Origin of the sequence: Psychrobacter piechaudii, assembly GCF_900162825.1 — a bacterium.
GTDB classification, from domain to species: Bacteria; Pseudomonadota; Gammaproteobacteria; order Pseudomonadales; family Moraxellaceae; genus Psychrobacter; species Psychrobacter piechaudii.
Genome location: NZ_FUGE01000245.1, coordinates 1 through 13,893 on the forward strand (window position 1 = coordinate 1; position 13,893 = coordinate 13,893).

13 protein-coding genes and 2 other RNA genes are annotated in these 13,893 nt (G+C 40.2%); 10 read left to right on the forward strand and 5 right to left on the reverse strand.

Annotated features, from left to right (window positions below):
• Nucleotides 1-127: 127 nt before the first annotated feature.
• The gene (locus tag A1019T_RS12370) at nt 128-832 is read right to left on the reverse strand and encodes an NAD(P)H-binding protein (protein WP_077451991.1); all 705 of its coding nucleotides are present in this window, start codon (nt 830-832) and stop codon (nt 128-130) included.
• A 461-nt stretch (nt 833-1,293) separates the two neighbouring features.
• On the opposite strand from A1019T_RS12370, the gene rpsF reads away from it, so the two are divergent.
• From rpsF to A1019T_RS12395, 5 genes are all read left to right on the forward strand, one after another.
• A complete protein-coding gene (rpsF, locus tag A1019T_RS12375) occupies nt 1,294-1,698 on the forward strand; it encodes a 30S ribosomal protein S6 (protein ID WP_077451993.1) in 405 nt (134 codons plus the stop codon).
• Between the two features lie 26 nt (nt 1,699-1,724).
• A complete protein-coding gene (rpsR, locus tag A1019T_RS12380) occupies nt 1,725-1,952 on the forward strand; it encodes a 30S ribosomal protein S18 (RefSeq protein ID WP_007395263.1) in 228 nt (75 codons plus the stop codon).
• 19 nt (nt 1,953-1,971) lie between these two features.
• The gene (gene rplI / locus A1019T_RS12385; RefSeq protein WP_077451995.1) at nt 1,972-2,472 is read left to right on the forward strand and encodes a 50S ribosomal protein L9; all 501 of its coding nucleotides are present in this window, start codon (nt 1,972-1,974) and stop codon (nt 2,470-2,472) included.
• A gap of 169 nt (nt 2,473-2,641) precedes the next feature.
• Nucleotides 2,642-2,999: a transfer-messenger RNA gene (ssrA, locus tag A1019T_RS12390) on the forward strand.
• Nucleotides 3,000-3,227: 228 nt separating this feature from the next.
• Nucleotides 3,228-3,584 (forward strand): glutaredoxin family protein, encoded by a 357-nt coding sequence (locus A1019T_RS12395; RefSeq protein ID WP_077451997.1) that lies wholly within the window; start codon nt 3,228-3,230, stop codon nt 3,582-3,584.
• Between the two features lie 105 nt (nt 3,585-3,689).
• Here A1019T_RS12395 and A1019T_RS12400 read toward each other — a convergent pair whose 3' ends face one another.
• Nucleotides 3,690-4,868 (reverse strand): CinA family nicotinamide mononucleotide deamidase-related protein, encoded by a 1,179-nt coding sequence (locus A1019T_RS12400; RefSeq protein ID WP_077451999.1) that lies wholly within the window; start codon nt 4,866-4,868, stop codon nt 3,690-3,692.
• Nucleotides 4,869-5,129: 261 nt separating this feature from the next.
• Nucleotides 5,130-5,226, reverse strand: an RNA gene (gene ffs, locus A1019T_RS12405) — signal recognition particle sRNA small type.
• Nucleotides 5,227-5,523: 297 nt separating this feature from the next.
• Between ffs and A1019T_RS12410 the strand changes: the two genes are divergently transcribed.
• On the forward strand, nt 5,524-6,249 hold the full coding sequence (locus A1019T_RS12410; RefSeq protein ID WP_077452001.1) for an SIMPL domain-containing protein: 726 nt from the start codon (nt 5,524-5,526) through the stop codon (nt 6,247-6,249).
• A 121-nt stretch (nt 6,250-6,370) separates the two neighbouring features.
• Here A1019T_RS12410 and glnA read toward each other — a convergent pair whose 3' ends face one another.
• Nucleotides 6,371-7,780, reverse strand: a complete 1,410-nt coding sequence (glnA, locus tag A1019T_RS12415) for a type I glutamate--ammonia ligase (protein WP_077452003.1) — start codon at nt 7,778-7,780, stop codon at nt 6,371-6,373.
• A 617-nt stretch (nt 7,781-8,397) separates the two neighbouring features.
• On the opposite strand from glnA, the gene A1019T_RS12420 reads away from it, so the two are divergent.
• The 4 genes from A1019T_RS12420 (at nt 8,398) to A1019T_RS12435 (ending at nt 11,874) form a co-directional block, all read left to right on the forward strand.
• Nucleotides 8,398-9,027 carry an anthranilate synthase component II gene (locus A1019T_RS12420; RefSeq protein ID WP_077452005.1) on the forward strand — a complete coding sequence of 210 codons (630 nt, stop codon included), beginning with the start codon at nt 8,398-8,400 and terminating at the stop codon, nt 9,025-9,027.
• An 85-nt stretch (nt 9,028-9,112) separates the two neighbouring features.
• A complete protein-coding gene (gene trpD, locus A1019T_RS12425; RefSeq protein ID WP_077452007.1) occupies nt 9,113-10,216 on the forward strand; it encodes an anthranilate phosphoribosyltransferase in 1,104 nt (367 codons plus the stop codon).
• 45 nt (nt 10,217-10,261) lie between these two features.
• On the forward strand, nt 10,262-11,107 hold the full coding sequence (gene trpC / locus A1019T_RS12430; protein ID WP_077452009.1) for an indole-3-glycerol phosphate synthase TrpC: 846 nt from the start codon (nt 10,262-10,264) through the stop codon (nt 11,105-11,107).
• 38 nt (nt 11,108-11,145) lie between these two features.
• The gene (locus A1019T_RS12435) at nt 11,146-11,874 is read left to right on the forward strand and encodes a Smr/MutS family protein (protein WP_077452011.1); all 729 of its coding nucleotides are present in this window, start codon (nt 11,146-11,148) and stop codon (nt 11,872-11,874) included.
• A gap of 142 nt (nt 11,875-12,016) precedes the next feature.
• Here A1019T_RS12435 and A1019T_RS12440 read toward each other — a convergent pair whose 3' ends face one another.
• A complete protein-coding gene (locus A1019T_RS12440; protein WP_077452013.1) occupies nt 12,017-13,708 on the reverse strand; it encodes a mechanosensitive ion channel family protein in 1,692 nt (563 codons plus the stop codon).
• Between the last annotated feature and the right edge of the window lie 185 nt (nt 13,709-13,893).

Sequence of the window (13,893 nt, forward strand, 5' to 3'; positions counted from 1 at the left end):
TATGGCAAGATTAATTTTAGCTTACAACCCTTTAACGGCTTCTTACGACAGTGTGTGTCGCCTTATATCCACCCCCTGAAGTGGGTGGTTTTACGGCGACTGGTGATAAAAAAAGCGTCTAATTAGCTTAAGACTTTAGCTGAGTCATCGCAAGCATTTGTTTATTGTCAATGACCGTCACTTTATTTCTAATATTCTCTATCCCTGAAGCCCTATGACGCTCATATATATTTTGTGCCGTCATCGCCATCGCTGCAGCCACACGCTCAGCCTCAATAGGCCGTGCACGCATGGTTTTAGGGACCAAAGGTGAGATCAGCTTATAAGCACTCTGTGCGGTATTTTCTAATAGCCGACCTTTGTGCTTACCCAGTAATAACGACGGCTGGAAGATAACCAGCTCGTTAAAGCCAATCTCCGCCAAAGACTTCTCAAGATTGCCTTTAACTCGATTATAAAAGAAGCGACTTTTAGTATCTGCACCCAAGGCTGACAAGATAAAAAATCTTTGGACCCCTTTTTGATAGCAAGCTTTAGCGAAATTTAGGTTGTAGTCATAATCAATCTGTTTAAAGGCTTCATCGCTTCCTGCTTGTTTTTTTGTGGTACCCAAACAACTAAAAGCATCTGTATCTGGGCCAATCGATATATTAGCTAGAGTTTCTTCTAGGTTATTGAAATCTCCTAGTTGATAAAACTGCATCTGAGCTGACATGTGCTTTGGGGGTTTTCTTGCGATAATAATCAGACTGTCATACATAATGTTAAGTTGGCTAATTAGTTTTTTACCCACTAGCCCTGTTGCGCCTATTACAATGGCTTTACGTTTCATAACCTATTTACCTGTTTGATAACACTTTTTATCGTGTGCAGCCTCAGCTGAGGGTCACCTTACTATAGAAATCAAAGCTATAAAAATCAAAGGCGGATTAAAGTTGTTAATCATGAAAGCAATATCTTCTATTTATTGTTATTTGAGACTTGTATCGGAATAACAATCCCATATTCAAGATAAAATATTAAAGATGTTGTCAGCAGGTTACTGTAAACATTTTTTGGGCGAGTCTCAATCAGTTCTTGAGAATTGAAATCATTTGATACAAAGCTTGTTAAAAAAAGCATTAACTGTTATAATTCGGCGCTTTATAGCATTAGTAAATTTATTGTTAGCTTATAAACAGCAACACCAATTTATTTCGATGTAGATACAATCTAATAATTACATCGTATCTGCTATAAATCTCCTTGCTGTTGACATGGGGTCAATGGCTACTAATCCGTAAGGAGTCCTAAATGAGACATTACGAAGTGGTGCTTATCGTACACCCTGACCAAAGCGACCAAGTAGTCGGTATGGTTGAGCGATATATCAAATTGGTTCAAGATAACAATGGTATGGTTCATCGTCTTGAAGACTGGGGCCGTCGTCAATTGGCTTACCCAATTAACAAAATCCATAAAGCACACTATGTTTTATTCAACATTGAGTGTAATGGCGAAACTCTAGCAGAGCTTGAAGAGCTGTTCCGTTATAACGACGCTATCATCCGTAGCCTAGTTGTTCGTCGTGACGACGCTATTACTGAGCCTTCACAATTAGCGAAAAGCGCTGATGAGAAGCGTGCACGTAAAGCTCCACGTAGCGAAAACTTTGACAACGATCAGGATGATGAGTCTAACGACGATTCTGACGAATAATTTAAGCTCATTTAAGGAGAGTATCCATGGCACGTTTTTATCGCCGTCGCAAATTTTGCCGTTTTACCGCTGAAGGTATCACTCACATCGACTATAAAGATGTAGAGCTATTAAAACAATACATCAGTGACAATGGTAAAATTGTTCCTAGTCGTATCACTGGTACGTCTAACAAATATCAGCGTCAATTAGCAACTGCTATCAAACAAGCTCGTTACTTAGCATTGCTTCCATACACTGACAACCATCAGTAAGCCAACTTAGGAGTGACTCATGCAAGTTATTTTATTACAGCGTATCGTCAACCTTGGTAAACTTGGCGAAACTGTCGATGTAAAATCAGGTTACGGTCGTAACTACTTAATCCCTCAAGGTAAAGCTTTACCAGCTACTCCAGCTAACGTTGAGAAATTTGAAGCTCGTCGTGCTGAACTTGAAGCTATCGAAGCTGAAGAATTAGCCGCTGCACAGAAACGTGCTGACGCGTTAACTGATGTTAACGTTATCATGCGCGCTAAGTCTGGTGAAGATGGTAAGCTATTCGGTTCTATCGGTACTCGCGATATCGCTGATGCTTTAACCAAGTCTGGCCTTGAAGTTGACCGCGCTGAAGTTAAGCTACCTGAAGGTACTTTACGTCAAGTGGGTGAATACAACGTTGATATCCAGCTTCACCATGACATCTTTGCTAGCATCCTAGTTACTATTCTTTCTGAAGATGGTGATGTAGAAGCTGCAAAACAACAACAAGAAGCTGAAGAAGACGCAGAATAATAACTGCCCTACTACAGTTTAGTTGTTAAAGAAAAAGTCAGCTTCGGCTGACTTTTTTAATGTTAAACATTATTAATTAGTTAAATTTATCAATATGTTATCTTATGTAAGATTTGCCAAGATAATCTTGTGCTAATTCGTATTTAGCTATATAATGTTTCGTTCCATTGGGGATGTTCTGGCTTCGACGCTGGTGATGAAACTCAATGATGCATGTCGAGAGTATATGTCCTCTCGTAAATCAAACATATATTGTTATAGTCGCAAACGACGAAACTTACGCTCTAGCAGCTTAAACCCTGCTTACTCCTCTGCCCTTTACCCATAGTGGGTTAGATGAGTTGAAGCGCACGCATATGGGTTCGCTTAAGTGGCTGCCTTAGTCACTTAGGTTCAAACTTAAAGGATCGCCCTATCCAACCTGACTGTCGGTTCGGTGCGGGCTAAAACCAAAGACAGACCCTAAACATGTAGATTCATGAGCGTAGTGCTGGCGGACGCGGGTTCAACTCCCGCCATCTCCACCAAATATTTTATTAAAAAAAGCCACTTATAGTTAAGTGGCTTTTTTTATGCCTGTTTCAAAAACTCAAAGTAGTCAGCAAACTCTCATCTAAGTTATAAATGTTGGTATATTTGTTGGTATTGAAATAAGTCATATCGAAAGATACCAACAAAGCATTTCCAGACTAATTAGACTTCTAGCTCTATCCTATCTATACTCACTTGCACATATTTTAAAGACCAGGTGACGTATGAAACCCATCACATTGTTTACTCTAGTGCTAACCGCTACCGTGCTAATGGCAAGCTTTTATATGATTAACGCTAGTAGAGTTCAGTCCGTCCCTGAAGCCTTAGCCTGTAATGCTTCTGAGCAAAACGATATTGTGCTTTATAGTGCCATTTGGTGTGGCTACTGCAAGCAGACCAAACAATTATTAACCAAACATAATGTAAATTATTGCGAATACGACATAGAAAGGTCCGCTGAAGGCTATGAGCAGTTTAAAATGTTAGGTGGCCAAGCTGTGCCCTTATTACAGTTTAATGGCTCAACCATTCATGGCTATAACAAGTCGTTAATCGAAAGTCATATTCGAAATCAATAAATCCTAACTAGCTCAGCATGGAAATAGCCATCAAGTTTATTCAATAAACCTGATGGCTTTACCTAGTCGTTCAGAGCCACTACAAAATCCCTAACCTACTAAGGTTTATAGCACTTTTAACAATAAGAATAATGCAGTCTTAGCAGCGCGGATTTGTACTGCTTGCATATCTCCAATGAAAGTTCTTTCAATAATTGACACTTGGTTATTCACACATAGTGCAATAAAGAATCTCTTTTTTGGTCGACCTGAGGGGGTGACTGATGCCTGAGAGATTTGGCAATGAAAAAGACCAATTGCATTTTTCAAATTATTATTCTCAATAAAATCTGTAAATTGACTTTCAGCCAACGCTTCAGTAATGCTGTGCTTCTCAACTTTAGTGGTACTAATTACTAGATTTTCATTAGGGGCATCACTACTGAGAACTCTATGGCTTAAATAAGCATTGGTATTTACTTCATACACCCCAAAGCCCGCTATCTTATGCTGGGCTAAAGCTTGCTCTAATGACTCGTTTTCTTCGCTGTATAAATGGTCACCTAAAAGATCACGTATCTGTTTGGCGACTTTTTCAAAATAAGTCTCTGCTTGCTCAGGGCTATTTGCCTTCACTGACAATCGAATCGTAATCTCTCCAATGCCCGCATAAGGCGCAATCGAGACATTATCTTGCTTAATAATAAGCTCTTTGAGAGTGTCCTCTACCGCAGACTCGCCAATATTGCCAAACTTTAAATACTTAGAGTAAAGCTTCTCTCGTTCACCCAATAGACCATCGATCAAAGGCTTGAACTCTTGTTCAAACATGACTTTCATCTCTCTAGGGGGGCCTGGTAGCACGGCATAATAAGTATCTTGATATTTATGCACAAAGCCCACTGCCAAGCCCACTTCATTTTTGAGAAGATGACTGCCCTCAATGGTATTGGCCTGTCTTTTATTGGAGGTGATTAGAGTGTCGCTACCGCCTTTAAACAGCTCTAGTATCTTTTCTTCAGCCTGTTTTTCAATAACTAGTTTTGATTGGGTAAAGTCAGCAATAACATCTTTGGTTAAATCATCTGCTGTTGGCCCTAAACCGCCACAACACACCACTAAATCGGAACGCTCACTGGCAATTTGTAAGGCCTGTTTAATTCGGTCCCGATTGTCCCCGACGACGCTCTGAAAATAAACGTCTATTCCTAGGTCAGCCAATTCTTCAGCCATATACTGAGCATTGGTATTTACAATCTGACCAAGCAATATTTCTGTACCAATAGCTATAATTTCAGCTTTCATAATCACCTCTGTTTTTATTTATTCAATTTTTAATATCTATCCTTTGATATTTGTTCTATTGTAAACACTCACGGTTACAAACAGTAGACTCTCCTCGTTACTCTATCTAACTTAGTCTCCTGAGGGTTTATTCTTTAAACTAGTATTATTTTCTAACACCCATAAAAAAAGGCCTGACACTTTACTGTGACAGACCCTTATTTCATACTAATAGCAATGCGATTTCGATATTGTTATAAATTTTAGGCAAAAAAATGATGACCCCACTAGCACATCCTCGGCACACTATGTATCTACTACCGTTGCTACCTTCCGGTCCTGGCGGGGTTCATAGTACAAAGTTGCGAGGCTACCAATGGAGCCACCAAGCACGTATTATACCTAAAGTTTCAATGTTTTCAAGTATCTTCGAATATTTACTGTGCTCTATCTACTTTTGCTCTATTTACATGCGTAAGTAACAAAAATGGCCGATAATGCTGAAAGAAAAAGCATATTTGTGTAACAATATTCACAGGGTCTCGACTTACAGTAAATATGTAACCTGATATTATTTGCTCAATTGGCTGTTCTTTGATTATATTTTCTCAAGATTACACAGAGCAGCTTATGACTACTAAAGTTCTAACAACAATAATTTATAAGGAATACAATAATGTCAAAATCATTTTCTAAATCTCTATCTAAAGCCGGCATGCTCTCCCTATTAGGCGGTGCTGCCTTATTCGCTCAAGCCGCGAATGCTGAACCTACAGGCTATAATCAAATCAGCTTTAATGTAGAATCCAACCAAGAAGTTGAAAACGATCAGGTTACCGCAACTTTATATAAGCAAGCACAAGCCACCACCCCGAAAAAACTTGCTACAGAGCTTAATACGGCAATGAATCAAGCATTGAGCACTGCCAAGGGTTACCCCACAGTGACAGCCACTACAGGGCAGCAGCATACTTATCCTAAATATGATGATAACGGCAAGATTGTGGGCTGGACAGGCACCGTTAGTGTGGACTTAAAAAGCAATGACTTTGCTAAAACCAGCGAGCTTGTGGCCAAGTTACAAGAAAACTTAGTGGTGCAAAACATTCAATTTGGTGTCTCTGAGAAAAAACAAAAGCAATTAGAAAAAGAGCTTATTAAGAAAGCTTCCCTACAATTTAAAGAGCAGGCCCAATCATTGGCTGAGGTTTGGGGCATGAGCGGCTATCAAGTTGTTAATGTTTCTATTAACTCAAGTGGAGGCTATCAACCGCGTCCCATGATGATGATGCGTGATGCAGCTGCAAAAAGCAGTGTTCCTGTCCAAGAATTTGAAGGCGGAAACACTAGATTGGGTGTGACAGCAAGCGGGACTATTGAACTTATCCCATTTATGAAATAGCTGTAGTTTTATACAATAGCTGTATTGCCCTAAGTTTAAAGATAATAGTAAATAACTCTCACAGAAAAACCCCAACTCTAAAGCTGGGGTTTTTTATTTCTGTAAAACTAGCCTTTAAGGATTATAGGCTGTAGTACATATCAAACTCTACTGGATGCACAGTAGTATTTAGACGACGTACTTCTTCTGTTTTAATACCGATAAAGGCATCTAGCATATCTTTAGTAAACACATCACCTTTTAATAAGAAGTCATGGTCATCTTTTAGCGCTTGTAGAGCCACTTCTAAGTTCTCAGCAACGGTTGGGATAGAACCTTCTTCTTCTGGAGGTAGGTCGTATAAGTTCTTATCTGCCGCTTCGCCTGGGTGCATTTTGTTTTGGATACCGTCAAGGCCTGCCATTAACAATGCAGCAAATGCTAGGTATGGGTTAGCGGTTGGATCAGGGAAGCGAGCTTCAACACGAATTCCTTTTGGCGAGCTCACATATGGAATACGGATAGACGCTGAACGATTACGCGCTGAGTAAGCTAGCATAATTGGTGCTTCGTAATGAGGTACCAAACGCTTATAGCTGTTAGTCGATGGATTAACAATCGCGTTCAATGCACGAGCGTGTTTGATAATACCACCAATAAAGTATAGAGCAGTTTCAGAAAGACCGGCATACTCATCACCGGCAAAGGTGTTTGTGCCATCTTTAAAGATTGACATATGCACGTGCATACCAGAACCGTTATCACCTACGATTGGTTTTGGCATGAAGGTAGCGGTTTTACCAAACTGATGGGCAACGTTATGTACCACATATTTGAACTGCTGTACTTCGTCTGCTTTACGAACCATAGTGTTGAATGACACACCAATCTCAGACTGACATGACGCTACTTCGTGGTGATGAACTTCTACACGGTCTGGGCCCATGATGTCTTCTAAGCGCTGACACATTACAGAACGTAGATCTTGTGCGCTATCTACTGGAGGTACTGGGAAGTAACCACCCTTCACACGGGGACGGTGAGCCATGTTGCCCCACTCATAATCATTGTCTGTTGACCAAGCAGCCTCTTCAGCAGTGATGCGGTGACGGGCACCTGACATATCCACTGACCATTTAACGTCATCAAATACAAAGAATTCTGGTTCTGGACCGAAAAAAGCCGTATCACCAATACCCGTTGATTTTAAGTATTCTTCAGCACGGCGAGCAATTGAACGTGGATCACGATCATAACCCTGCATGGTCGTTGGTTCGATAACATCACAAGTTACCACAACCGTTGGTGAATCAAAGAATGGATCGATAAACGCTGTTTCTGGATCTGGGCGTAAAATCATGTCAGAGGCTTCGATGCCTTTCCAGCCAGCAACAGATGAGCCATCAAACATTTTACCGTCCTCAAGAACATCTTCGTCAATGCTAGATGCCGGGTAGCTGATGTGCTGCTCTTTACCGATCGTATCAGTAAAACGAAAGTCTACCCATTTGGCGTTAGACTCTTTGATTAGATCGAATAGTTTGTTTGACATTATATGTCTCTCCATTAATTGTTCACAACGAACTTTTTTGTGGGGTAATTTAAGCTAAACTCAATTTGAATTTATTATGCGGCACTTAGGCTTATTAGGTTCAAAAGCTGGCATAGCATTCTCATTTTATCAAAAAACAGTTTAGGTAACAGTAATTTAAAATTCTAATGACAATTTAAATCCAAGTCAGAAAAGCTCAGTTTAACTTTAAGTAACCTATTACTACTTTGATATATTAATTGTTGCAACTTCTGTGCCAACTTAAAATAATTCTTTTTGAAATATTAGCATTTATTGATGACTATTAGACTGATAACTTAAAAATGATACATTTTTAGGTCATTTATAAGGCTAAGCGGGTTTTTATATGACCAATAATATCAAAAATAGTGCAATAATCTTTATATTATCGCACTATTTTTGTGCATATATAGCCATACTGCTGTTTATTTTGGGGCATTTTAGTAAAAGTTATTTCTAAGACTCACTTATTGCTAACTCTCACTTATTACTAGCTATAGTAGCTTCGGTTCCGTATCTGACTTGGGATAGGTATAATCTATCTTTATCATTTTAGTATTTTATTACTTCAACCTTAACTGTTGTGACAATCCTTTATGATTTTGCTTTTAGATAACTACGATAGCTTTACCTATAATATAGTGCAATATTTGCAACAACTTGGCGCAGAGGTTAGGGTCGCTGAAAGTGATAAAGTAAGCTTGGCTGATGTTGAGAGGCTTAATCCAGCAGCCATTGTCCTCGGTCCAGGTCCGGGAACTCCCGATGAAGCAGGGATTACGCTACAATGCATCGAACATTTTGCCGGCAAGCTACCCCTATTCGGTGTCTGTCTAGGTCATCAGGCCATTGCTCAATGTTTTGGTGCTGATATTATTAGAGCACCGCAAATCATGCACGGTCGCACTTCCCAAGTCTTTCACGACCGACAAGGCGTTTTTGAAGGTTTAGATAATCCCACAGAATTTACCCGCTATCATTCTTTAATTATCGATAAGAAATCTTTGCCCGATACCCTGTTAATTAGTGCTTGGACATCGAGTGGTTCAAATAAAGAAGCCTCTAACTTTGCCTATGATAAAAATGCAGCCGATGAAATTATGGGTATCCGTCATAAGCAGCTCCCTATTGAAGGGGTTCAATTCCATCCCGAATCCATATTAAGTCACGCGGGGCTGAAATTATTTGAAAACTTTTTAAAGCAACATCATCTATTAAGCCACTAACAACTTTAGTCTTAGTGTGTATAATAAAAAAACCAATAATTTTAATAATTAAACCTTTCCATTAACTTAAGTCGTATTAAAAATTATGCCAAATACTCCGTTAACCACAGCTCACTTATCTGATGATCAAATTCATGACATTTTAACCACTGCCTTAGCTCGTATCTTGCGAAGAATCGATTTAACTCAGCAGGAAATGCGTCAAATCATGACTATTATTATGGACGGACGTTGTCCTGACGCTATAATGGGAGCTCTTTTAACAGGCCTAAACATGAAGAGTGAGTCGATTGATGAGATTACTGCCTCAGCCAGTGTAATGTTAGATTTCGCTCATACTATCGAGCCTAAAAACTGTCGTAATCTGGTTGATATTGTGGGTACAGGTGGTGATGGCAGTAACTTATTTAACGTCTCTACTGCCTCAGCTTTTGTGGCAGCCGCAGCCGGAGCAACAGTCGCTAAGCACGGTAACCGGGGTGTCTCTTCTAAATCTGGTAGCTCAGACCTACTTGAACAAGCAGGGGTAAACCTTAATATTTCTCCAGAGCAGACCTGTGAGTGCATTGAAGAGCAAGGCATCGGTTTTTTATTTGCACCCAATCACCATACTGCGATGAAGCATGCCATTCCAGTGCGCCGAGCACTAAAAGTGCGTACTATCTTCAATATTCTAGGCCCATTAACCAACCCAGCTGGTGTGAAAAATTTAGTGGTTGGGGTATTTACCGATAATATGTGTGAGCCTTTGGCCCATGTATTTAAAAACTTAGGCGCTGAGCATGTGATGGTGGTCGGCTCAAAAGACCGCCTAGATGAAATCAGCTTGGCGACCAGTACTAAAGTGGCTGAGTTAAAAGATGGCGAGGTAACGGTTTATGATATCTTCCCAGAGGATGCAGGTATTGACTCACAGACTTTAGTGGGCTTAGATGTCAGTTCTTCAGAGCAAAGCTTACAATTGATTCAGGCAGCACTGTCTGGCGAGGACAGCAATGACTTTGACATTAACCAAAATAAAGTAGAAAAAGCGCGTGATATGATTGCTCTAAATGCTGGGGCTGCTATTTATGTCGCCGGTCTTGCCAGCAACTTCCCTAATGGAGTTAATCAGGCACAAAACATTATCCGTAGCGGTAAAGCCTTACAAAAAATGAAAGAATTGGCAGCCTATACTCAAACTTTCTAAGCTATCAAACCCATACTAATTTTAAGTGTACTATACGAGCAAATTATGACCCAAGATGCCATTCCTTCAATCCTAAAAAAAATCGTTGTCACCAAGCACTCAGAAGTGGCTGCTGCCAAAGCTAAAAAAGATTTTGACAGTATTAAACGTGAAGCAGAAGCCTTAATGCAACAAGGCGATGCACCTCGTCGCGGCTTTGCCAAAGCATTATTGGCCAAACAAGAAGCTGGCATACCAGGGATTATTGCTGAGGTAAAAAAAGCCTCTCCATCAAAGGGCATTATTTCAAAAAACTTCAACCCTGCCCTAATCGCTCAGCAGTATGAGCAAGCTGGTGCGGCTTGTCTGTCTGTATTAACTGATGAACAATACTTCCAAGGTCACAATGACTATTTGCAGCAGGCCAAAGCGGCTTGTAAGTTACCAGTATTACGTAAAGACTTTATGATAGATAGCTATCAGATCTATCAGTCTTACTTACTTGGTGCAGACTGTATTTTGTTAATTGTGGCTTGTTTGGAAGATGAAAAGCTGCATGAGCTCCATAAAGTGGCGTGTGATTTAGGCACGGATGTGTTGATCGAAGTTCATACTCAGCAGGAGCTTGAGCGCGCTTTACAGTTGCCTGACTCTGAGCATAATATCTATGGAATTAACAATCGCGACTTAAATACCTTTACTACCGATCTGCAAACTTCGATTAGATTGAAAGCCTATGTTGATAACCAGTCTACTCGCCCTCAGCTTTTAGTAACGGAAAGTGGTATCCATAGCAGCGAGGATATGCAGCTTATGTTAAGCAATCAGATTAGCAGCTTTCTAATTGGGGAACAGTTTATGAAAACAGATAATCCCGGTGAAACCTTGGCCTCTTTGCTAGACTCACTGTAATTCCTACAAAACTCATTAAATTTAAGCGGTAATTATTTATGTCAAATTCTCTATTTTCTAAAGAAATGCAAGATCAACTTAAAGAGCTAAAAAGTGAATTAAGTAAAGGTCGTGCCACCTCACCAAGCGACCCTGAAAATGAAAAGCCAACCGATCCCGTTACTCTGCCAACCAAAAAACAAGTTGAAAAGACGGTAAAACAGTTAGGTAGTGAGCATGTAGATGATGACAAAGTGTTATTCCTACAAGCCATGGCAGGGGTTCAACCTATTAAAGACAACAATACCTTGTCTGATGTGTCCAAACCTAAAGCTACCAAACTAGACGCAGCCACTCTTTCGAAACGTGCTGCCGCACAAGGTACTGAAACAGAGCAATTAGGCGCTGGTTTGTCAGACATGCAGGCTCTATTAAATCCTGTAAGCGGTGAGTCTTATCTAATGTATAAGACCCCTACCTTACAAAACAAAGTTTTCAATCAGCTTAAACAAGGCAAACTGCGTTGGTACGATGCGGTTGATATCCACGGTGCAACTATTGATGAAGCTCGTGAAGCGGTCACTACTTTAATCACTCAGGCACGTAGCAACAATGAAACTGTGGTGAAAATTGTGCATGGTAAAGGTTCAGATGCTGTGCTTAAGACCTGTGTTAATGGCTGGTTACGTCAGCTTCCTGAGGTATTAGGCTTCGTTTCCACTCCTCCAAAAGATGGGGGTAATGGTGCAGTTTTGGTTTTATTAAAGAAAAATAAGACTGATAGCTAATAGCTTTAAATCAATAATTATCAGCTAATAACTGCGGTATAAAACTTAGAACTTAATCTTATTTAAAAGCAAAAGTCACTAGTGAATCTAATAGCTTTTGCTTTTATGCAGTTAACTTAAAACTTGAAACAACGCAAGACAATCAGTCCTCATCCTCTACTTGAAAGAGTGAGGCAGCATTGTCTTGATCAGGAGATTCTACAATCATTCTTTGAGTGGCTAAGGCATGCTCGATTGGATATTTCTCAATCTCTTTTAAAATCTCAATTAATAGCTGAGTTTGCTTATCATAGAACTCGTCAGCACCTGAGGCGTAAATATAAGCACGGAATTCAATTACCATACTGTCTTGGCGTAGCTCCGCAATTCTAACTTGAGTCCACTCTGAGTTGGTAAGCTCATGATTCACCAAGAACTCTTCCATCTCTTTTAAGAAGTTCTCTAAAGTTGTCGCATCGACATTACGTTTAATATATATATTGTGTAAAAAGTGAAACATGTCCCGCGAAGCGAAGTTTTCAATGGACATTGAGGAGAACTCGCCATTGGGTACAGTGACGATGGTTCTATTTAGGGTACGCAGTCTCGTTGAGCGAATACCAATATCAACGACTGTGCCTTCTAATTCCCCAAATTTACAATAATCTCCAACTCGTACGGGCTGGTCTGCAACCACAACCACACTACCCACTAAGTTTTCAATCATCTTTTGCGCACCTAAAGCCAATGCCAAACCACCGACCCCCAGTGCCGCAATACCTGTGGTTAGATCAAACCCTAGGTTTCCGAAGATAAAAATCGATGCCAAAATAAGTAGCAACGTTTTAATAATTTTATGCAGCAGGCTCAATATTGATACCCGCTCGGTCTGATTTTTCTTATAGCTCTGGCGCTCTGCACGGCTGAATATAGCATCAACCACTCTTAACAACAGCCAAGTTGAAGCAAACCAACCTACGATATCTTTAATACGGTTGACAGGCTCCCTTACGGTTACCGAAACCCCAGCATAGACCATAACCTCATATAAGATTAGTGAGGTCATTACCAAAGCCAATGGCAAAACAAACTTAATGTCTATGGGCAAAGGCTTATTACGTACCTTAGGGTAGTAAGCTTTAAAGATGAAATAAAGTACTGCAAAAAATACATAAGAGGTAGCGACACATATTAAGGCTAATAAAAATACTGCAAAAATATCTGCCAGATTGTAACCACCAATCATTTTATCTTGCAGAGGCTTTAGGGTGTATTTATCAATAAGAGAGGGTTTAGCGACTATATTGGAGTTTCTAATAGCCTGCAGTGTTTCGCTGGATACTTGCCAGTATTGCCCTCCTTGCTCGCCTACTTTTCTTACTAACAAAATATCAATTACTTGATCAGGCGCTGTAATCCTCCCTACTTTCTCAAGGTTTGATGGCAGTTGGTCCGCTAAGTTACCTGAAGGGGTATTGTCAATTTGTAGCTCTGCATCCAGTCGTCCTCCAGCATCAAGCGCTAACTTAAGCTGACGCACAGACTCAACAGAGTTCTCTCCGGCATTCAGACTTAGGTAGTTTGTCGCTAAAGAAGAGTTATTCTCAGCCAATGCCTTAATAAATCCTTGCACCGTACTACGCGGTGTTTGACGACCAAATGGGTCAATTACTTCCTCCTCACTGGCTTGTGAGCCGCCATTTGTTAACGCCGACTCATCTGCCGCCTGCGCAGTACCCGTCAAGGTCAACGCTAACACTAGCAGTAACCCAAAAATTATTTTCAACCAAGCATGAGAGCTTAGGGCTTGTTCATTTTGGTCAATTTGGAGAGATTTAAGATTAGAAAAAAACATTTTTTATAGCCTAATGCTGGGATGTTGGGGAAGCTTGATGACTTCGTTACTTTCACAGCCTCGATTAATAAATATACGGATTTTTTGAAGCCTGATTTTATCATGCCTGCTACTGATAATAATATGTAGAACTTATGGAAACTGTATATTAACTGGACGCTATCAAGTTCTGGCCCTCATTTGTC